Consider the following 21,212-nt stretch of genomic DNA (forward strand, 5'->3'; position numbering starts at 1 on the left):
CTGTCACCTTCCGTCGGGGCAAGGGGCTCCGGAATCACCCATTCCGTTCGCTTCCCGGACGGGCGTGAACTCAACGGGCAAAGTGCGCAGTCCACGCATGATGAGCCCGCCGCGCCAGCGCAGATCGGCCGGTTCCACCGCAAGTCGCAGGTCGGGCAGGCGGGTGAGGAGGGTGGCGAGTGCGGCCCTGCCCTCCAGCCGGGCGAGCGGCGCACCCAGGCAGTAGTGGATGCCGTGGCCGTAGCCGAGGTGCTGATTGTCACGCCGGCCGAGATCGAGCACGTCCGGGTCGGCGAACCGCTCCGGATCCCGGTCCGCCGCCGCGAGGACGACGAGAACGGGGTCGCCGGCCGCGATCCGCTGCCCGCCGATGCTGACCGGCTCGGTGGCGAACCGCCAGGTGGCCAGCTCGACCGGGCCGTCGTAGCGCAGCAGCTCCTCCACTCCGGTCGCCAGCAGGTCCCGCTCCCCGGCCGCGAGGGAGCGTTGCAGGCGGCGGCGCTGCTCGGGATGGGTGAGCAGCGCGTACGTGCCGTTGCCGATGAGGTTGACGGTCGTCTCGAACCCGGCGAACAGCAGGATGAAGGCCATCGCGGCGGCCTCGTTCTCGGTCAGGTGCTCGCCCTGGTCGGAGGCGCGGATGAGCCCGGAGATGAGGTCCTCGCCGGGGGCGGGCTCACCGGGCAGCGCCGCCCGCTTACGGTGGATCAGCTCGGCCAGATAGCCGCGCATCTTCTTCACCGACCGGGCCACGCCGCCCCGCGGCCCGCCACCGTGCCGGATCATCATCCCCGCCCAGTCCCGGAAGTCGTCCTGGTCCTCGCGCGGGACGCCGAGCAGGTCGCAGATGGCGTAGATGGGCAGCGGGAAGGCGAACTCGTGGATGAGGTCGGCATGGCCCCGGTCCGCGAACCGGTCGATGAGCCGGTCGGTGAGCCGCTGCACGCGCGGGGCGAACTCGGCGACCCGCCGTGGCGTGAACGCCTTGCTGACCAGCCGGCGCAGCCGGGTGTGGTCCGGCGGGTCGATGTTCAGCAGATGCGTCATCAGCTCGGCCTTGCGCTCCCCCGGGATGCCGGTCCTGCCGCGGGCGTGCTCGGGCTCGTCGTGGTGCGCCGGGTTCTTCGACAGCCGCGGGTCGGCCAGGGCCTGCTTGGCGTCGGCGTAACGGGTGACCAGCCATGCCTCGACCCCGCTCGGCAGCTCCGTCCGGCGCACCGGGGCGTGCTCGCGCAGCCAGGCGTAGGCCGGGTAGGGGTCCGCGGCGAACTCCCAGGTGAAGAGGTCGGGCGCGGCGGGGGCGGGCTTCGGAGGGTGGGGCTGGTCGGTCACTCCCCGACCGTATCGGGCGGGGCGGGGCGGACCAGGCTCCGGTCCCGCCAGTACCGGGCGCGGACCTCGTAGATCACGGCGAGCTGCCGGGCCGCCTCCACCGCGCCCCGCCGCGCCGCCATCTCCAGATACGGGATCGCCCGGCCGTCCTCGCCGCGGCGCAGCAGCAGCGTCGCCAGCAGCAGGGCCGCGCGATCGTCACCGAGGTCCGCGGCCCTCCGGTACCAGCCCTCCTGCTCCTCGCCCTCGGTCAGCGACGCGAACCGCATCATCACCGGAACGTCGCCGCCCTCGACCCGCGCGCGCAGCGCTGCCTTCGCCGCGTCCAGGACGGCCGCCCGGTCGACCTCCCGGTCGCCCAGCAGGGTCCACCACACCCCGTCCGGAACCGGCGGCAGGTCCCCCGTCCGCAGCGCCTCCGCGACGAGCGCCCCGTACGCCCGCCAGGTGCCGCCGCTCTCCCCCTCCACGAGCAGCCCCGATATCCCGAACATCGGCGCCGTGGCCCAGGCCAGCGCGGCCTCCAAGGGTTCCCGTTCCGCCCCGTCGGCCGGATAGCAGCCCGCCGCCCGCAGCAGCAGCTCCACCGACACGGCCTCCGTGACACCGCACCGCGCCAGGTCGACGGCCACCCGCACCAGCAGCCGCCCGCGCGGATGCTCGGCCTGTGTGCCGGCCCGCTGCCACTCGTCGAACAGCAGATGCCCGATCGCGAAGTAGGAGGCGGCGCCCTCCCGCCCACTCCACATATAGGCCGGGTAGGCACGCGGGTCGTCGGTGTGCCCGGCCAGGCGCGCCAGCTCCGACTCGCTCCACTCACGGGCCAGCGCGACCGTGCGCGCCCGCGTCAGCACGCCCTCACCGGGCCCGGTCCCGGACCGGCGCCGGTAGTACTCCTCCGGTTCCATCGTGCCCAGCACCACCACGCCCCGGTGGGCGAAGCGTCCCAGCAGCCGCCGGTCCAGTCCGCTTCGGCCGCCGAGGTGGTCGCTGAGTTCGTCGAGCCACAGGACCCGCTTGCCCGCGTCGCCCTTCGGCCCGGTGGGCAGCGCGCGCAGGTCCTCGTGCGGATCGGGGGCGTAGAGCAGATACCCCTGTTCCGCCAGCGACCGCACGGCGTTCCACGCGGTGTACGACTTGCCGACGGACCGCTCGCCCAGGACCACGACCAGCCCGCCGCCCTCCAGCAGCAGGTCCCGAAGCTGTCCGTCGCAGTCCCGGGGGACGTACGGCGGCACTTCCGGCAGCCCGGGGACGAGTCGGGTCGGCTGCACCCCGAACTCCACGGGGTCCACCTCGTCCACGGGGCTCCACTGCACCGGCGTGGGCATCGGCACGGCCGGATAGTGGTGGTGCTGCACGCCGATCACCTCCGCGTGGAAGGTGGCGTCACGGAAGTCGACGTGGTCGGCGAGCGGGGCGGGAGCGGGGGTCTCGACACCGGCGGGCGCGGGGGCCGCCGGGGCCGCCGGGCGGGGCTGGTCGTGGCGAAGGGCGTCGGAGGGGGCGGGGGCCCGATCGGCACGCCCGGAGCGGGTGCCGGCGGCGCGGGCATCGGCGGCGCCGGCGTCAGCGAGGGGGCCGGCGGCGCGGGCGTCGACAGCGAGGGGGTCTGTGGCGCGGAGGCCGGTGGCGCGGGCGTCGACGGACTCAGGGGCGCTGGGAAGGGAACGAGAAAGGGCCTCGCTGACAAGGGAGTTGTGTCGGGCGTCGGAGTCGGAGCCGTAGGGATCGGTGCCTTGGGCGGAGACGCCGGCCGGCCCGTCGGAGCGAGGGCTGCCGGAGCCGGGGCTGCCGGAGCCGGGGCTGTCGAAGTCGGCGTACGGGGAGTCGGGGTATGGGGAGTCGGCGTACGGGGAGTCGGGGTCCGGGGAATCGAGGTCCGGGGAATCGAGGTCCGGGGAATCGGCGTCCGGGGAGCCGGGGTACGGGAAGTCAGTGTGCAGGGGATCTGTGTGCCGGGGGTCTGTGTGCGGGGGGCCTGTGTGCGGGGAGTCGGGGTAGGGCGGGAACCACCGTTCGGGGGCGTCCGTGGGGCGGCCGGTGGTCCTCATCCGGTCGACGAACTGCCGGTACGCCTCCGGGCTCTGCTCCCGCAGCGCGAGCAGATAGCTGCGCATCGACTCCGGACTCGCGTACCCGGGGAACCGTAACTCCCGCTGTGCGTCGGGCATCTCCTGGAGCTTGCCCACGAGCCATTCCAACTCCCGCTCCATGCAACGCCCCCACGCATAGCGGCCACCCGTGTGACCCACGGTACTAAGCGCTCCGCCGGATGCGCCGCGATGTGCCGTCGGTCGTCCGCGGCACCGTGGTGGCTGGTCGCTCCGCCCCGTGCCCCTTCGGGGCGCTGTCGAACCGCACCGTACTGCACCGGGCCCGCTTGGCGTTCGATCCGCCGGGCGGTCCCCGAACCGGTCCCGGGCGGTCCCCGCTGCCCCGAGCGATGCCTGCGATACCTAGACGTCCACCCCCTCCGCCGTGCGCACCGCGTCCCGGTAGGTCCGGGCCGCCGCCCGCAGCGCCGCCTCGGGGTCGACGCCCTCCGCCTCGGCCCGCGCCGCCAGCGCCAGCAGTTCGTATCCGATGCCCTCGCCCCGCGGCAGCGGCACCTCCAGCCCGGCCGTGCGCACGCGGGAGGCGAGCTTGGCGGCGAGGGCGAGCCCGGGCTGGCCGAGCGGGACGCCGTCCGTCACGGAGGCGCGCCGCTTCTCCTCCGCCTTCGTGCGCAGCCAGTGTTCCTTGACGTCCTCCGGGGTCTCGGCCGTCTCGTCGCCGAAGACATGGGGGTGCCGGTGGATCAGCTTGGCGACGATGCCGCCTGCCACGTCGTCGATGGAGAACGGGGCGTCCGTGTCCTCCTCGGCGATGCGGGAGTGGAAGACGACCTGGAGCAGGACATCGCCCAACTCCTCCCGGAGTTCGTCGCGGTCGCCGGCCTCGATCGCCTCGACCAGTTCGTACGCCTCCTCGATGCCGTACTTCGCCAGGCCCTGGTGGGTCTGGCGGGACGACCAGGGGCACTCGGCGCGGATGCGGTCCATGACCTGGACGAGGTCGAGGAGCCGGGCGCCCGGCAGGTCGTAGGAGGCGGGGAGCAGTTCCAGCGCGGGCATCCGGACGCGGCCGGAGCCGGCGAGGCGGGCCAGTCCGTCGGTGAGGGCCGGTTCGCCCTCGCCGGTCGCCACGACCACCACCGTGTGCCCGCCGGCGCAGGCGTCGACCAGCTCCGGGGCGCTCGGGGACGCCTCCTGGACGGATATTCCGGCCTCCCGCAGATAGGGCAGCTGCGGGTGCGCGCCGTCCGCGCACAGCACCTGGTCGGCGGCGCGCAGGGCCTGCCAGGCTGGCCAGGACAGCAGGCCGGGCGCGACGCGGTGGCTGGTGGTGAGCAGGACGACGCGGCCCGGGGCGGCGTCAGGTCCCGGTTCCGGTGCGGCGGCTTCGAGGCTGGTGGTGTTCACGCATCGAACGTAACGCACACCCGCCGACCGCCCCGCGAGTTGTCCACAGGCAGGGTCAGCCGATGCGATCGTATGACCACCATGGGCGGATCGCGGCCCGGCCCGGCACCGATGCCCCGGCCCGCCCGCGCCGCGGCCCCGGCCCCTGACCTGCGGTATCAGGCCACACCCGGACTACCACGGGCGGCCGGCCCGCACCTGCGATCAGGCCACGCCGGGCCACCACCGACGGTCGGCTCATGCCTGCGGTGCCGGGCCACGCCCAAGCCACCACCGACGGGCTGACCCAGACCTGCGATCAGACCACGCCCGGCCCACCACCGACGGCCGGCCCGCACCTGCGGCATCAGACCATCGCCCGGACCACCACCAGCGGCCGGCCCGTAGCTGTGGTGTCAGGTCGTCTGCTGTGGGGTGCCGCTCGTCGTGATCTCCCGTACCCAGGGGGTCTTCGCGTCGACGCGGCTGCTCTTCTCCACATCCCAGGTGCCGTAGCGCGGGTTGAGGTCGACCTGGAGGTCCGCGGAGGCGGCGGACATGGCCTTCCAGAAGGCGGGCGCCGAGGTGTCGGTGCCGAGCTTCTGCGCGAGCTTCTGGGCCTCCAGCTGGACCCGGAGGTTGTCGTCGAGCCGGTTCGGCGCGACCCCGTACCGCTGGAGCCACGTCGTCTCCAGCACCTTCGCGCCGCCCGCCTGCTGCTCCAGGCCGGTGCGCATCTGCTGGAGCTCCTTGGGGCTCACGGTGACGCCCGCGTCCCGCGCGGCCCGGTGCAGCACCCGGTCGAGGACCATGTTGTGCAGGGTGTCGCGGGTGAGGCTGCTGGTGGAGGCGAGGACCTGCTGGTACTGGCTCTCGTCCGGCACCGCCGCCCGCTGCGCCCGGCGCACCTCCTTCACCCGGTCCTCCAGCTGGGCGACCGTGATCCGCTGACCGCCGACGACGGCCGCCGCGCCCGGATGCGCCTCGCTTCCGCAGGCGGTGAGCAGGGGTGCCGCGGCGGCGATCGCGGCGGACAGGACGAGCGCGGTGCGACGGCGGCGGTGCAAGGAAACCTCCCGAGGAGATTGTGCGACGGTGCACAAGGTCTTGCGGTGATCGATGGTAGGCAGTGGGCGGCCTCTGGCCAACCCATCGGACCAACGATTCACCTGCTCTTCGGGCACCGGCCCGTCCCCGCGGCGGCGATGTCAGCCGACGATGGCCACCGGTGCGTCCCAGGCGTCCCGGTCCACGGTGATCGTGTAACCGTTCCGCGTCTCCTTGCTGTTGACCATGTACTGGTGGCCGCGGCTGTGGTCGGTGAACTGCGTCGCGCCCCACGGCCAGTCCGCGGTCGTGGTGTTCTTCTTGTCCCACAGCGCGTACCAGAGGTTGCCGGGCAGGTCCGTCTTGTCGGTCGCGGTGGCGATCGCCTTGGCGCTGGAACTGGTGAAGCCGTACATGCCGCCGCGGTACGTCTTGCCGCGCAGCGTTTTCGTGAAGGAGCGCACATACGTCAGGACGGCGTTGTTGCACGCCTTGTTCGTGACGTCGTACGCCTCCATGTCCAGGTAGATCGGGCTGCCTGCCTTCATGCCGAGCGCGGCGGCCTTGGCCACGGCGTCGGCGGCGTCGTGCGCGCCGAGGGAGGCGGCGGTGCTGGCCGTGATCTTCTCCGGGCTTGAACCGGTCTGGCAGGGCGGCTGGGCGCCGACGTAGATCGGGATGAGCTTCCAGCCGACGGCGTTGACGGACTTGACCCAGGAAGCGGTCAGGTTGGGCTGGTTGCAGCCGCGGTTCTTGCCGCCCACGTAGACGGCGGCGGCCCCGTAGAAGCCGGTGTGCCATGCCTTCATCGCGGCCAGCGAGGGCGCGGCGCAGGTGTCGAAGGCGCGGCCGGTGTACGTCTTCTGCGCGGGCCAGGTGGTGGCGGCCATGGACGTCTGCGCGGCGATGCCCGCGCCCGCCGCGACGACGGCGCCCACCGCCGCCCACGTGATGTATCGGCGCTTCTTCGACTGCCGATGGCTGGACATGAAGACCCCACCCCTGATCGCTCGGTGCCCACGGCGGCACGCGGGCCGGCACACGCTGTCCGGCACACGCCGCGCACCCGCCACGCGCACGCTGTCTGCACGCGCTGTCTGGCACGTACTGTCTGGCAAAAACGAACCGCAACCTATCCGGCCGCGTCCCTGGCTTCGGAAAACCCCGCCCCCGGAAGATCACAAGATTCCCACAGGAGTCGGCAAAGCCTAGCCGCGCACCTGTCCCAGCCACTGCAGGCTCCGTCTGACCTCGGCGGCCAGCGAATGGCCTGGGCCGTGCACCCGCTCCACGTCGATCAGCAGCCGCGCGAGCGTGTCGTGGGCGGCGGGCCGGTCGCCGAGCGCGAGCAGCAGATGGCCGATGCGGCGGCGCACGTCATGGCCGAGCCGCGGGTCACCGGAGACGTACTGGTTCTCGTAGTACGGCAGCAGCGCGCGGTACTCGGCGAGCGCCGCCGCCGCATCGCCGAGTTGTTCGAGGCACTGGGCGGCCTCGTAGCGAAAGCGCAGGGACTGCGGATCGGACGGGCCGGCCTCGGCGGCGCGCTCGTCGGCCAGGCGGCGCAGTTCGGGCAGCGCGCGCCGGTACTGGCCGTCGTCCATCAGCGTGGCCGCGTACTGCTTGCGCAGCGTCCGCACGACCGGGGAGTGCTCGCCGTGCTGCTCGGCGGCGGCCGGCAGGATCGCGCCGAGGATGTCGACGGCCTGGGTGATGCGGCCCTCGCCGAGCAGCCGTTTGACCTCGTCCACGGCGGCGGCGACATCGGTCCTGCCGGGGGCGGCCGGCACCGGGGCGGGCGAGGGCACGGGCGTGCGCGCGAGGTCCGGCCAGGGGGCGTGCGGGCGCAGGAAGGGGCGCGTGGGATCCAGCGGTTGCCCGGTCGGCGTGCCCCGCCCGGGCAGCAGCGGCGCCAGGTGTTCGTACACCTCCTGCGCGGACCCGGGGCGGTGCTGCGGGTCCTTGGCGAGCAGGCGCAGCACCAGCGCCTCCAGGGGCTCCGGCACCTCGGGGCGGAGCCGGCGCACGGGCAGCGGCGGCTCGTACAGGTGCCGGTGCAGCACGCCGAGCGCCGTGGAACCCGCGAACGGCACGTCACCGCTGAGCAGTTCGTGCAGCAGGACGCCGAGCGCGTACAGGTCGGTGTACGGGCCGACGGCACCGCCCATCGCCTGCTCGGGCGCCATGTACGCGGGCGAACCGATCGGCGAGCCCGTGTGGGTCAGGCGCGTGGTGTCCGTGTCCATCACGGAGGCGACGCCGAGGTCGAGGACGGTGACCGTGCCGTCCTGCTTCACCATCACGTTGCGCGGCTTCAGGTCCCGGTGCACGATCGGCACCGCGTGCACGGCGCTCAGCACCGCGCACAGCTGCGCGGCGACGGCGACCGCCCACTGCCACGGGTACGGATCGTGCTCGGCGAGGTGGTCGGACAGGTCGGCGCCGTCGACGTACTGCATGACGAGGAACAGCTCCTCGCCCTCGCTGCCCGCGTCGTGCACGGTCACCAGGCCGGGGTGGTCGACCTGCGCGGTCACCCGGCACTCGCGCACGAACCGTCGGCGCAGTTCGTCGGCCTCCTGTCCTGCCACCTTGTCGGGGCGCAGCAGCTTCACCGCCACGCGCCGGTCGAGCCGCTGGTCGTACGCCGTCCAGACCTGGCCCATGCCGCCCTGCCCGATCAGCGTGGACAGTTCGTAGCGCCCGGCGACGACGCGTCCCGTCGCCACGCTCACCTTCCGCCTTCGCGGTCGCCGCCGTCGCCGCCGTTGCCGTCCGTGGGCTGGCCGTCGTGCCTGCGCAGATAGTCGCTCAGCTCGTCGAGTTCGGCGCGCACCTGGTCGATGCGCGCGGGCGCAGGACGCGCGGGCGGCGCGGGTATCGGCGGCCGCGGCCCCGGCGGGCCGACGGCGGGCGCGGGCGGTACGGGGGTGTGCGGCCCGCGCGCGTGCGGTACGGGCGTGTGCGGTGAGGGGGTATGCGGTACGGGCGTGTGCGGCATCCGGGGCTGCGGCATCGCGGGCCGCGGCACGATCGGTACGGTCGTCCCGGTGGACCACGGCTGCCCGTAGCCGTACGCCGGTGTCCGCGGCCCGCCGTGGGCCTCCTGGAGTCGCTGGAAGTGACGTATGTCCGCGACCAGGTAGTACGCGGTCGAGGCCACGAGCGTGAACAGCAGCACGGCGAGGCCCAGATAGCCGCCGGGGGTGTGGATCTCGTCACCCGGCTCGCTGCCCAGCAGCACCACGCTGAGCACGTCGGCCGCCAAGGTCGCCACGAGCAGGCCCCGGTCCAGCGCCCTGCGGGTCACGACGGCCAGGCGCAGCATCATCGCCCAGCTCAGAAAGCCCATGCTGACGAAGGCGAGCCCCACGAACAGCACGCGCAGGAAGACCAGCCACGCGGGGTGCGGCGGCTGCTTCACCGGCTGTGCGTAGCCGTGGCCTTGCATGGCTGCTCCTGTGATGCCTGAAGTGGGCGTACGCGCCCGCCGGCACGGTCCGCAGCGCGGGCGACGCCGGTCGGGCGATGTCGCTTCGAGCATATGGCCCACCAGGGACGAGCGGTCCAACGTTGTGGACAGTGAGCTACCGAACCGTTGTCGACCCGCGGCACCCGCGCCCGCCCAGTCCTTCGCGGAGCCGCCGTCGGCCTTCAGCAGATACGACTCGCCCTCGGTGGCGTGCCCCAGGTCCTCGACCTGGACGCGCTCGGCGGCTGAGGCTCAGCGGGCGTGGAAGCGCTCCGGCGCTTTGGTCGGGTTGCCGCCTGAGGGCAGTTTCTGGTTCGGGCAGGCGGCCAGCACCTTCTTCATGGCGGCCTGTTCCGAGGCGGTGACCCACAGCTCGTACTTCTGCTTCACGGCGACCTGGGCGGCGACGTACGCGCACCGGTAGGACTTGTTGGGCGGCAGCCAGGTCGCCGTGTCGCCGTCGCCCTTGCCGCGGTTGGTGCTCGCGTCGACGGCGATCAGGTTGAGCGGGTCGTTGGCCAGGGCTATGCGCTTGCCGGCGTCCCAGTACTTGGCGCCCTTCTGCCAGGCGTCCGAGAGGGCGACGATGTGGTCGATGTCCACCTGGCTGCGTCCGCGCCGGTAGGTGATGTCCTTGCCGGAGTACGGATCGGGTTCCAGCAGGCCGTAGGAGACCTTGCAGTCGCCGTCGGTGAACTTCACGTCCTTCAGGTCGCGTTTGAGGATGTCGTCGCGGGTGTTGCAGGAGTTGGAGTCGGTGTCGGCCCAGGCCGTGCCGAACCGGTCGCGGTCGTAACCGGTCTTCGGCGCGCGCCCCTTGACGGTCAGTGACTCCGCGGCGGCCAGGGCCGCGCCCCCGCCGCCCGTGCCCTCGGCCCCGGAGGATCCGTCCGACTGCAGCTCCGTGCAGCCGGCCACGGCAAGCATCACGACGGCGGCGGTGACGGCCCCGCCCCTCAGACGCCCCACGGCGCGTCCCCCTTGGGTTCCTCTGCTCCGCCCCGGCGTGGAGCAGATCGTTGCTGGTGACACGGTAGCGGCCGACGGATGAGCAGCGCAGCGGGCTCAAAGGGGCGTTGGGGGCGAAGAGGGCGTATCGCCGGTGGCACGCCGCCGACTTGTGGGTCGACTCACACCCACCGCCGTCCACCACCACCCCCGCAGCCGCCCCCGCACGCAACCCACCACCGACGCCAACGACCGGCACCCAACCCGGAACCGGCACACCGCCGACGCCACTTGCCCCGGAGACCGGCCCACCCCCGCCGACCGCCGGCCTCACCGCCCAGCGCCCCGACCCACCACCGACGCCACGACCTCACACCCCACCGACCGCCAACGCCGCCGACCGGCACGCCCGGAACCGCCCCACACCCAGCCCCCACCGACGCCACCCGACCTGGAACCGACTCGCACCCGGCCCCGCCGGCCTCACCGCCCGGCCCCGTTGGCCTCACCGCCTGGGCCCGTTGGCTTCGCCGCCCGGGAGCCGTCCCGGCCGCCGGGAGGCGTTCCCGTGGGGTGGGGTCAGGAGCCCAGGATGGTGGCCAGGAACTCGCCGACCCAGGACAGCAGTTCGCGGCCGACCAGCGGTTTGCCGCCCACCTTCGCCGTCTTCGGGCGGGGGACCAGGACCTGGTGGGCGGCCGGCTTGATGACCGCCCCCGGGTACAGCCGTTTGACCCGCAGCTCCTGCGACTCGCGCAACTCCACCGGCGCGAAACGGATGTTGTTGCCCTGAAGGACGATCTCGCCGACCCCGCACGCCCGCGCCAGCATCCTGAGCCCGGCCACCAGCAGCAGGTTCTCCACCGGTTCGGGCAACTTGCCGTAGCGGTCGACCAGTTCCTCGCGGACCGAGGTGATGTCCGCCTCCGAGTTGGCGGAGGCGATGGACCGGTACGCCTGGAGGCGCAGCCGCTCGCCGGGCGCGTAGTCGTGCGGGACGTGCGCGTCGACGGGCAGCTCGATCTTGACCTCCAGCGGCGGCTCCTCCTCGATCGCGCCGGTCTCCAGCTGCCGCCGGTAGTCGGCGACGGCCTCGCCCACCATGCGCACATACAGGTCGAAGCCGACGCCCGCGATATGCCCGGACTGCTCGCCGCCGAGCAGGTTCCCGGCGCCGCGGATCTCCAGGTCCTTCATCGCGACATACATGCCGGCGCCCATCTCGGTGTGCTGGGCGATGGTCGCGAGCCGTTCGTGCGCGGTCTCCGTCAGCGGCTTCTCCGGCGGGTAGAGGAAGTACGCGTACCCCCGCTCCCTGCCCCGGCCCACGCGTCCGCGCAGCTGGTGCAGCTGGGACAGGCCGAAGGTGTCGCCGCGCTCCACGATCAGGGTGTTGGCGTTGGAGATGTCGATGCCGGACTCGACGATCGTCGTGGACACCAGCACGTCGAACTTCTTCTCCCAGAAGTCGACGACGACCTGTTCCAGCGTCGACTCCGACATCTGGCCGTGCGCAGTGGCGATGCGCGCCTCGGGGACGATCTCCCGCAGCCGGGCGGCGGCCCGGTCGATCGACTCGACCCGGTTGTGGATGTAGAAGACCTGGCCCTCGCGCAGCAGTTCACGGCGGATCGCGGCGCCGATCTGCTTCTGTTCGTAGGGCCCGACGAAGGTCAGCACCGGGTGCCGCTCCTCCGGCGGGGTGGTGATCGTGGACATCTCGCGGATGCCTGTGACCGCCATCTCCAGGGTCCGCGGGATCGGGGTGGCGGACATCGTCAGGACGTCGACGTTGGCGCGCAGCTTCTTCAGCTGCTCCTTGTGCTCGACGCCGAAGCGCTGCTCCTCGTCGACGATGACCAGGCCGAGGTCCTTGAACTTGGTCTCGGCGGAGAAGAGGCGGTGGGTGCCGATGACGACGTCCACGGAGCCGTCCCGCAATCCTTCCAGGACGGCCTTGGCCTCGGTGTCGGTCTGGAAGCGGGACAGGGCGCGCACGTTCACCGGGAACTGGGCGTAGCGTTCGCCGAACGTCCCGAAGTGCTGCTGCACCAGCAGTGTGGTCGGTACGAGCACCGCGACCTGCTTGCCGTCCTGCACCGCCTTGAAGGCGGCCCGCACCGCGATCTCCGTCTTGCCGTAGCCGACGTCGCCGCAGATCAGGCGGTCCATGGGAACCGACTTCTCCATGTCCTCCTTGACTTCGGAGATCGTGGTCAGCTGGTCGGGGGTCTCGGCGTAGGGGAAGGCGTCCTCCAGTTCGCGCTGCCAGGGGGTGTCGCCGCCGAAGGCGTGCCCGGGTGCGGCCATGCGCGCGCTGTACAGCTTGATCAGGTCGGCGGCGATCTCCTTGACGGCCTTCTTCGCGCGTGCCTTGGTCTTCGTCCAGTCGGCGCCGCCCAGGCGGTGCAGGGTGGGTGCCTCGCCGCCGACGTACTTGGTGATCTGCTCCAGCTGGTCGGTGGGGATGTAGAGGCGGTCGCCGGGCTGGCCGCGCTTGGCGGGGGCGTACTCGACCACCAGGTACTCGCGGGTGGCGCCCTGCACGGTGCGCTGGACCATCTCGATGTAGCGGCCGACGCCGTGCTGCTCGTGGACGATGTAGTCGCCCGTCTCCAGGGTCAGCGGGTCGATGGTCTTGCGGCGGCGGGCGGGCATGCGGGCGCCGTCCTTGCCGGCCGCCTTCTGCCCGGACAGGTCGGTCTCGGTGAGCACGGCGAGCCGCAGTACCGGGTCCACGAAGCCGTAGTCGATCGAGCCGCAGGCCACGTGCACGACGGACGGCGCGATCTGCCCGAGGTCGACGTCCAGGCGGGCCGCGACGCCCTCGCTGCCGAGCACTTCGACCGTGCGGGCGGCCGGTCCGTGGCCCTCGGTGACGAAGACGGTGCGCCAGCCGTCCGCGAGCCAGCCCTTGGTGTCGGCGAGCGCCTTGGCGGTGTCGCCGCGGTAGGTGTCCGGGGCGTGCATGCCCAGCTGGAGGGTGTCGGCGTCGCCCGTGGCGTCGGCGCCCGACGTCAGCGACTCGTCGGCGGCGAACGGGGACACCGACCACCACATCATGCCCAGCTCGCGGGCCCGGTCCCGGATGTCCGCGAGGGACCACAGGGAGGCCGCGCCGACGTCGATGGGGGCCTCTCCGCCGCCGGCGGTGGCCGCCCAGGACGCCTGCAGGAACTCCTGCGAGGTGGCCACGAGGTCGGCGGCACGCGTGCGGACCCGCTCCGGGTCGCAGACGAGGGCCATGGCGCCGGCGGGCAGGACGTCGAGCAGCAGTTCCATGTCGTCGACCAGGACGGGGGCCAGGGACTCCATGCCCTCGACCGCGATGCCCTCGGCGATCTTCCCGAGCAGTTCGCCCAGTTCGGGGTGTTCCTCGGCGAGGGTACGCGCACGCGTGCGTACGTCGTCCGTGAGCAGCAGTTCGCGGCAGGGAGGCGCCCACAGGCCGTGCTCGGCGACTTCGAGGGAGCGCTGGTCGGCCACCTTGAAGTAGCGGATCTCCTCGACGTCGTCGCCCCAGAACTCGACGCGCAGGGGGTGCTCCTCGGTGGGCGGGAACACATCGAGGATGCCGCCGCGCACCGCGAACTCGCCGCGCTTCTCGACCAGTTCCACGCGCGCGTAGGCGGCGGCGCCGAGGGCGTCCACGATCTCGTTCAGGTCGGCGTTCTGGCCGCTCCTCAAGGACACAGGTTCGAGGTCACCGAGGCCCTTGACCTGCGGTTGGAGCACGGAACGCACGGGCGCGACGACAACGGAGACCGGGCCGGTCTCCGGGTCGTCAAGGCTGGGATGGGCGAGGCGGCGCAGCACGGCGAGGCGGCGGCCGACGGTGTCGCTGCGCGGGCTGAGCCGCTCGTGCGGAAGGGTCTCCCAGGAGGGGTACTCCACGACGCCCTGCGCCGGCAGCAGCGAGCGGAGCGCGGCGGCCAGGTCCTCGGCCTCGCGGCCGGTGGCCGTCACGGCGAGCACGGGGCGGCCGGTCTCGCGGGCCAGGGCGGCGATCGTGAAGGGGCGGGCCGCCGGGGGGCCGACCAGGTCGACGTGGGTGCGGTTGCCGTCGGCCGCCGCCTTGATCGCTTCCGCGAGAGCGGCGTCCTTGACGACGGCGTCGAGCAGACCGTGCAGGCTCATGGAGGGGGTGTCCGTCCTGGAAGGGGCAACGCGAATCACCCGACACGCTGCGCGGGCCGGGGGTGTCCAGCCTACGACGCCCGAGTGACGTTCACCCGCGAGAGCGAACGACGTGACGCTGCGTGAACCGTACGGTTGTGCACATGAGTGCGACCTTCCCCATCACTGTGGCCCGTGCCCGGTTCGGCTCCCTGGTCCGCAGGACGGCGAACGCACGCGAGCGCATCACCATCACGGATCACGGCCAGGCCGCCGCCGTGTTCATCAACCCCAGCGAGCCGGCCGAGCTGGAGGCCCGGCTTGCGGACCTGGAAGATCAGCCGACGCCGGCCCGGTACCGGGCCCGCCAGGCCGGCGGCCGGGTCGCCGCCGCCCCGCAGGACGAGGCACGCGCCCGCCTCGGGCTGCACCGCCGGTGACCACCGAATACGGATCGCGCGAGCTGCGCCGCCGCATGCGCGTGGGGCGTTACCGCCGCATGCAGGGGATCACCGAGAGCAACGTCACCGTCACGGTCCTCCACCTCGGTCGTGGCGCCGCATGACGAGGGGCCCGGTGCCGGGGAGTTCTCGTACTCCCCGGCACCGGGCCCTTCCCCCGCAACCCCCGTCTGCGGTGGTCCTGACGTCGTCACTCCGTGGCGATCGCGTTCAGTACGTTCATCCGGCCCGCGCGGAACGCGGGGATCAGCGCGGCGAACAGGCCCACGAAGGCGGAGCCGACGAAGACGCCGATGATCGTCGGCCAGGGGATGTCCAGGACACCCAGGCCCTCCAGGGCGAGCAGCTTCTGCGCGGTGGTGCCCCAGCCCATGCCGAGGCCGAGACCGAGAAGGGCGCCGAAGAGGGCGATGACCACGGACTCCATGCGGATCATGCGGCGCAGCTGGCGGCGGGAGAGGCCGATGGCCCGCATCAGACCGATCTCCCGGGTCCGCTCGACCACCGACAGCGCCAGGGTGTTCACCACGCCCAGCACCGCGACGATGATCGCCAGGGCGAGCAGGCCGTAGACCATGTTCAGGAGCTGGCCGACCTGGTCCTTCAGTTCCTGCTTGTAGTCGGTCTGGTCCCTGACCTGGTACGTCGGGTACTTCTTCAGCGCGCTCTTCAGGGCCGCGTACGCCTGCTTCTCCTGGCCCTTCTCCGCCTTCGCGAACATGATCACGTTCGGCGGGATCTGGCCCTTGGGCAGGTACTTCTCCATGGTGGCGATGCTGGTGTAGCGGGCGCCCTGGTCGATCGCGGTGGAGTCGTCGGTGATCGCGGCCACCTTCAGCCGGGCCGTGCGGCCGCCCTTGAAGGCGACAGTGAGGGTGTCTCCGACGTGCACGCCGTGCTTCTTGGCGTAGTCGGAGCCCACCGACATCGCGCCGGTGCCGTAGGCGTCCTTCAGGGTGCCCTCGGTGGTCGGGCGGCGCAGATCGTCGGCGTACGTCGGATCCGCGGCGGTGATGCCGGAGTCGTCCACCTCGCCGTCGGGCGAGGTGAGGGTGGCGTCGAGGGCCTTGTAGCGGGTGACGTGGGCCAGGCCCGGGGCCTGCTCCATGGCCTTCTCCGCCTGCGGCACGATCGGCTGGTTGCCCTCGACGATGAAGTCCGCGCCGACCGACTTGTCCAGTTCGCTGGTGGCGGAGGCGACCATGGAGGAGCCGACCACCGACAGGCAGGCGACCAGCGCGAGGCCGATCATCAGGGCGGCGCCGGTGGCCCCGGTGCGCCGCGGGTTGCGCAGGGCGTTGCGTTCGGCCATCCGGCCGACCGGGCCGAAGGCCCGCAGCAGCACCGCGCTGATCACCCGGACCACGCCGCCGGCCAGCAGCGGACCGATGACGACGAAGCCGATCAAGGTGAGCACGATGCCCAGGCCGAGGACGAGCGCGCCGTCGCTCGCCTTGTCGGCGGTGGCCGCCGCGTACAGGGCGGCACCGCCGGCGCCGGTGAGGACCAGGCCGATCAGGCCGCGCACCAGGCCCGCCCGGCCGTCGGCCGGGGTGCCGGCGTCGCGCAGCGCGGCCATCGGGGAGACCTTGCCGGCCCGCCGGGCCGGCAGATAGGCGGCCAGCACGGTGACGATCACGCCGAGCACCAGGCCCACCACCGGGGTGGTGGCCTTGACGGTCAGGTCACGGGTGGACAGTTCCATGCCCGCCGCGCCCATGAGCTTCATCAGGCCGACCGCGATGCCGACGCCGGCGCCGACACCGAGGACCGAGCCGACGAAGCCGAGCAGCAGCGCCTCGACCAGCACCGACCGGTTGACCTGCCGGCGGGAGGAGCCGATGGCCCGCATCAGGCCGATCTCGCGGGTGCGCTGGGCGACCAGCATCGAGAAGGTGTTGATGATCAGGAAGATGCCCACGAGGAACGCGATCCCGGCGAAGCCGAGCATGGCGTACTTGATGACGTCCATGAAGGAGCCGACGTCCTTGCGGTTCTCGTCGGCGTTCTCCTTGGCCGTCTGGAACCTGTACGGCCCGCCGAGCGCGCCCGCGACGTTCTGCTTGAGCCGCGCGTCGGAGACGCCGGCCGCGGCGGTGACGTTGATCTGGGTGTAGCGGCCGGTGCTGCCGAGCAGCTGGCGCTGGGCGGTGGGGGTGTCGAAGTACACAACGGCGGCACCGGGGTTGGTCACCTTGAAGGTGGCGATGCCGACGATCCGGGCGGTGAAGTCGCCCCGCTGGGTGATGGTGCGCAGTTCGTCGCCGAGCCCCAGGTGGTGCTTGTCGGCGGTGTCGGCGTCGACCATCATCTCGGTCGGACCGCGCGGGGCGTGCCCGGAGGTGATCTCCATGGAACGCAGGTCGCCGCTCGTCCAGTTGCCCGCGATGGTGGGGGCGCCGGTGGTGGAGCCCACGTTCTCGTTGTCACCGTCGACCACGGTCACGCTCATCGAACTGACCGCGCCCTCGGCGGACTTGACGCCGTCGACGGTCTTGACCCGGTCCAGGGCGGCGGCGGGCAGCGACAGCGGCACGCCGTTCTGCGGGCTCTGATCGCTCTTGGCGTCCTTGGGCGAGACGGTGACGTCGGACGCGGTCACCGAGAACAGCTTGTCGAACGTCGTGTTCATGGTGTCGGTGAACACCAGCGTGCCGCACACGAACGCGACCGACAGCAGGACGGCGACCGCCGACAGCGCCATGCGTCCCTTGTGCGCGAAGAAGTTGCGCAGCGACGTCCTCAGGACGGTCATGACGTGCGCCCCCGGGCGTCGAAGTCCTTCATGCGGTCGAGGACCTGGTCGGCGGTCGGCTGGTACATCTCGTCGACGATGCGGCCGTCGGCGAGGTAGAGGACCCGGTCCGCGTACGAGGCGGCCACCGGGTCGTGGGTGACCATCACGATGGTCTGGCCCAGTTCGTCGACCGACCGGCGCAGAAAGCCCAGCACCTCGGCGCCCGCCCGGGAGTCGAGGTTTCCGGTCGGCTCGTCACCGAAGATGATCTCGGGTCGGGCGGCCAGCGCGCGGGCCACGGCGACCCGCTGCTGCTGCCCTCCGGAGAGCTGGGTGGGCCGGTGCTTGAGCCGTCCCGCGAGCCCGACGGTCTCCACCACCCGGTCCAGCCACGCCTTGTCCGGCTTGCGCCCGGCGATGTCCATGGGCAGCGTGATGTTCTCGATCGCGTTCAGCGTCGGCAGCAGGTTGAACGCCTGGAAGATGAACCCGATCCGGTCCCGGCGCAGCTGGGTGAGCTTCTTGTCCTTCAGGCCGGTGATCTCGGTCTCGTCCAGGTGGATCTGCCCGCTGGTGACCGTGTCGAGGCCGGCGAGGCAGTGCATCAGGGTGGACTTGCCGGACCCCGAGGGGCCCATGATCGCGGTGAACTGGCCGCGGGCGATGTCCACGTCGACGTGGTCGAGAGCGACGACCCGGGTCTCCCCGGAGCCGTACGCCTTGACGACCTGCCGCGCCCGCGCGGCAACGGCCGTACGCCCTCCAGTACCCCCGTGCCTGGGAATGGTCACAGCCGATGTCACGGTAAATCTCCTATGTCGGTTTGCGCTTGGGCGGCGCGAAGCGGTACGTCGATGAGTGTCATGGCCGGCAAGGGGTCGGCGCGCTGGTGCACAGCCCCGTCTTCTCCTGGGGAAAACCCCACCCCCGCCGTGCGATGAGCCGCCCCCCAGCGGCGTAGAGCCAGGTTAAGGACGCCGGCGTACGGCTCTCGTCCTCCGCCGGGACGAACCCTGCCCGGGCCTCAGTACGGAGATACCCCTAGGGGCCGTCCACCGCCGGGTGGACCCCTTCTCGGGGTCGGGTCCACCCTTCGGCCAAGGAAGCCTCCACCCTGCCGTCGCGTCAGGGTCAAGTGGGAAGCTGTCGCAACGCCGGACGGACGCACGGAAAAAACAGTCAGGGGGACCGCGGTGGGCAGCACGAGACCCGTGACACGGGACGCCGCTCAGCAGACCGGGACGGACCACAGGGGCGCCGTGGTCGCCGCGCTGATGCTCGCGATGGCACTGGCGGCGCTCGACTCCACCATCGTCTCCACGGCCGTCCCGCAGATCGTCGGCGACCTCGGCGGCTTCTCCGTCTTCTCCTGGCTGTTCTCCGGCTATCTGCTCGCCGTCACCGTCACCCTGCCCGTCTACGGCAAGCTCTCCGACACCTTCGGCCGCAAACCGGTCCTGGTCGCGGGCGCGGCCGTCTTCCTGGCCGGCTCGCTGCTGTGCGCGCTCGCCTGGAACATGGCGGCACTGATCGCGTTCCGCATCGTGCAGGGCCTCGGCGGCGGGGCGCTGCAGGGCACGGTGCAGACCCTCGCGGCCGATCTGTACCCGCTCAAGGAACGCCCGAAGATCCAGTCCAAGCTGTCCACGGTATGGGCGGTCTCGGCGGTCGCCGGCCCGGGGCTCGGCGGGGTACTGGCCGCCTACGCGGACTGGCGGTGGATCTTCCTGGTCAACCTGCCCATAGGCGCGGCGGCCCTGTGGCTGATCGTCCGTCACCTCCACGAACCCGCACGCGAGCCGCGCACGCCCCCGCGCATCGACTGGGCGGGCGCGCTGGCGGTGTTCGCATGCGGCGGGGCACTGCTGACCGCGCTGGTGCAGGGCGGGGTGGCCTGGGCGTGGCTGTCCGCGCCGTCACTCGCCCTGTTCGCCACGGGCCTCGCCCTGATCGCGGTCGTGGTGTGGGTGGAGCGCCGGGCGGCGCAGCCCATCATCCCCGGCTGGGTGTGGCGGCGCCGTACCATCGCCGCGGTCAACGTCGCGCTGGGCGCGCTCGGCCTGCTGATGGTGGCACCCACGGTGTTCCTGCCGACGTACGCGCAGTCGGTGCTCGGCCTGGCCCCGGTGGCCGCCGGATTCGTGCTCTCCGTATGGACCCTGACCTGGCCGGTGTCCGCGGCACTGAGCCAGCACGTGTACCGGCGCATCGGCTTTCGCGACACCGCGCTGCTCGGCATCGGCACGGCCGCGCTGATCCTGTTCGCGTTCCCCCTCCTGCCGTACCCGGGCGCCGCCTGGCAGCCGACGCTGCTGATGCTGCTGCTCGGCGCCGCACTCGGCCTGTTCCAGCTGCCGCTGATCGTCGGCGTCCAGTCCACGGTGGGCTGGGCGGAACGCGGCACCGCCACCGCCTCCGTCCTGTTCTGCCGCCAGACCGGCCAGACCGTCGGCGCCGCCGTGTTCGGCGCGGTCGCCAACGGCGTACTGGCCGCCCGGCTCGGCGGCGCGGGCGACCTGGACACGGTGACCCGCTCCCTGGACTTGGGCCCCGCCGCGGACTCCACCCGGCACGCCGTCGCCGAAGCGGTGCACGCGGTGTACCTCGGAGCGGCCTGCGCGGCGGCCCTGGCCTTCCTGGCCCTGCTGCTCCTCGCGCCCCGCCGCTTCCCCGTCCTGAACGACTGATCCCGGCACCCGACGGCCCCCGGCACCATGCGGCCCGCTCACTCCCAGACGGCACGCCCCGTCAAAGACGTGAGACTGTCGCGCACGCAGTCCATCTGCGCCTGCATCTCGTCCCACACCTCACTGTGCTCCCGCAGCACCCGCTCCGTCTCCCCCGCGATGTGCTCCTGCCGCACCCGCGCCTGCGCAAGGATCTCCGCGGCACGCGCGTGCGCCTCGTCCTGACAGCGCCGGGCCGCCTCCCGCGCCTGACCGATCTCCCGCTGCGCCACGGCCAGCGCGGCCTCGGCCCGGACCACCGCCTCGGCATCCCCGCTCTCCCGCGACGACGCCCGCTCAAGCTCCTCCTGCTCCGCCCCCGCCCACCGCGCCGCATGCTCCTTGGCCTGCTCGGCGAGCATCGCGGCGGTCCGCTGCCGCACCTCCCGCAACGCCGCAAGCGCCTCACCACGCCACTCCTTGACCGCACGCCGCGCCCCGACACGAACGTCGTCCGCCTCGGCCTGCGCCGCCAGCAGCCGCCGACGGGCCCGCTCCTCGGCCTCCGCACGCACCGCGTCCGCCTCGTCCTGGGCCGCCCGGCGCACCCCGAGCGCATACTCCTCGGCCCGGGCCGCCTCCTTGCGCAGCACACCCCGAGCGCACTCCCGCAGCGCCGCCGCCTCCTCCTGCGCCAGCTGGAAGATACGGCACGCGTTCTCCCCGAGCGTCTCGTACGTCTGCGGAGCGAGCCGCGCGACCGCATCGCGCAGCCGCTCCACCTCCGCCTCCATGTCCCTGGCGAGCACGGTCAGCCGCGCGGCCCGCTCCCACGCCGCGTCCCGCTCCGCCGAGAGCGCCGCCGTGTACGCGTCCACCTGCTCGGGGCGGTACCCGCGCCCGCGGACGGTCAGGAAGCCGTGCGATGGCACCGATGCCCTGTTCATCCTGGAACCTCTCTCCGCCGAACACACACGAAATGATGATTTC

The 21,212-nt window shown here is 72.4% G+C and carries 15 protein-coding genes; 3 read left to right on the plus strand and 12 right to left on the minus strand.

All coding sequences use genetic code 11. The features are described from left to right. Positions 1–3 precede the first annotated feature (3 nt). From AC27LF_RS20310 to mfd, 9 genes are all read right to left on the minus strand, one after another. Complete coding sequence (locus tag AC27LF_RS20310; protein WP_479663258.1) at positions 4–1,332, minus strand: cytochrome P450 family protein; 1,329 nt, start codon at positions 1,330–1,332, stop codon at positions 4–6. Next, positions 1,329–3,548 (minus strand): hypothetical protein, encoded by a 2,220-nt coding sequence (locus AC27LF_RS20315; RefSeq protein WP_479659330.1) that lies wholly within the window; start codon positions 3,546–3,548, stop codon positions 1,329–1,331. The genes AC27LF_RS20310 and AC27LF_RS20315 overlap by 4 nt, the downstream gene beginning before the upstream one ends. Positions 3,549–3,791: 243 nt before the next feature. Continuing rightward, positions 3,792–4,796, minus strand: coding sequence for a nucleoside triphosphate pyrophosphohydrolase (locus tag AC27LF_RS20320; protein ID WP_479659329.1), 1,005 nt, complete (start codon positions 4,794–4,796; stop codon positions 3,792–3,794). Positions 4,797–5,191: 395 nt separating this feature from the next. Next, positions 5,192–5,842, minus strand: coding sequence for a SurA N-terminal domain-containing protein (locus AC27LF_RS20325; RefSeq protein WP_479659328.1), 651 nt, complete (start codon positions 5,840–5,842; stop codon positions 5,192–5,194). Between the two features lie 141 nt (positions 5,843–5,983). Then, on the minus strand, positions 5,984–6,811 hold the full coding sequence (locus AC27LF_RS20330) for a glycoside hydrolase domain-containing protein (protein WP_479659327.1): 828 nt from the start codon (positions 6,809–6,811) through the stop codon (positions 5,984–5,986). 219 nt (positions 6,812–7,030) lie between these two features. Continuing rightward, complete coding sequence (locus AC27LF_RS20335) at positions 7,031–8,515, minus strand: serine/threonine-protein kinase (RefSeq protein ID WP_479659340.1); 1,485 nt, start codon at positions 8,513–8,515, stop codon at positions 7,031–7,033. A 38-nt stretch (positions 8,516–8,553) separates the two neighbouring features. After that, positions 8,554–9,273 (minus strand): hypothetical protein, encoded by a 720-nt coding sequence (locus AC27LF_RS20340; RefSeq protein ID WP_479659326.1) that lies wholly within the window; start codon positions 9,271–9,273, stop codon positions 8,554–8,556. A 273-nt stretch (positions 9,274–9,546) separates the two neighbouring features. Continuing rightward, on the minus strand, positions 9,547–10,221 hold the full coding sequence (locus tag AC27LF_RS20345; protein ID WP_479659339.1) for an HNH endonuclease family protein: 675 nt from the start codon (positions 10,219–10,221) through the stop codon (positions 9,547–9,549). Positions 10,222–10,821: 600 nt separating this feature from the next. Beyond that, on the minus strand, positions 10,822–14,379 hold the full coding sequence (mfd, locus tag AC27LF_RS20350; RefSeq protein WP_479659325.1) for a transcription-repair coupling factor: 3,558 nt from the start codon (positions 14,377–14,379) through the stop codon (positions 10,822–10,824). A gap of 143 nt (positions 14,380–14,522) precedes the next feature. Between mfd and AC27LF_RS20355 the strand changes: the two genes are divergently transcribed. Both AC27LF_RS20355 and AC27LF_RS20360 read left to right on the plus strand, forming a co-directional pair. Next, positions 14,523–14,798, plus strand: a complete 276-nt coding sequence (locus AC27LF_RS20355; RefSeq protein WP_479659324.1) for a type II toxin-antitoxin system Phd/YefM family antitoxin — start codon at positions 14,523–14,525, stop codon at positions 14,796–14,798. Then, positions 14,795–14,923 (plus strand): hypothetical protein, encoded by a 129-nt coding sequence (locus AC27LF_RS20360; protein ID WP_479659323.1) that lies wholly within the window; start codon positions 14,795–14,797, stop codon positions 14,921–14,923. Before AC27LF_RS20355 ends, AC27LF_RS20360 begins: the two co-directional genes overlap by 4 nt. Positions 14,924–15,009: 86 nt before the next feature. Here the strand turns inward: AC27LF_RS20360 and AC27LF_RS20365 are convergent, their stop codons facing one another. Both AC27LF_RS20365 and AC27LF_RS20370 read right to left on the minus strand, forming a co-directional pair. After that, positions 15,010–17,574 (minus strand): ABC transporter permease, encoded by a 2,565-nt coding sequence (locus AC27LF_RS20365; protein WP_479659322.1) that lies wholly within the window; start codon positions 17,572–17,574, stop codon positions 15,010–15,012. Beyond that, entirely contained in the window at positions 17,571–18,359 is a 789-nt protein-coding gene (locus AC27LF_RS20370) for an ABC transporter ATP-binding protein (protein ID WP_404027111.1), read from the minus strand. The genes AC27LF_RS20365 and AC27LF_RS20370 overlap by 4 nt, the downstream gene beginning before the upstream one ends. A gap of 390 nt (positions 18,360–18,749) precedes the next feature. Here AC27LF_RS20370 and AC27LF_RS20375 point away from each other — a divergent pair, with 390 nt between their 5' ends. After that, positions 18,750–20,243 carry an MFS transporter gene (locus AC27LF_RS20375; RefSeq protein ID WP_479659321.1) on the plus strand — a complete coding sequence of 498 codons (1,494 nt, stop codon included), beginning with the start codon at positions 18,750–18,752 and terminating at the stop codon, positions 20,241–20,243. A gap of 38 nt (positions 20,244–20,281) precedes the next feature. Here AC27LF_RS20375 and AC27LF_RS20380 read toward each other — a convergent pair whose 3' ends face one another. Next, positions 20,282–21,169: a coiled-coil domain-containing protein gene (locus AC27LF_RS20380; RefSeq protein ID WP_479659320.1), complete on the minus strand. Its 888-nt coding sequence runs from the start codon at positions 21,167–21,169 to the stop codon at positions 20,282–20,284. Between the last annotated feature and the right edge of the window lie 43 nt (positions 21,170–21,212).

The organism is Streptomyces diversicolor (assembly GCF_057537855.1).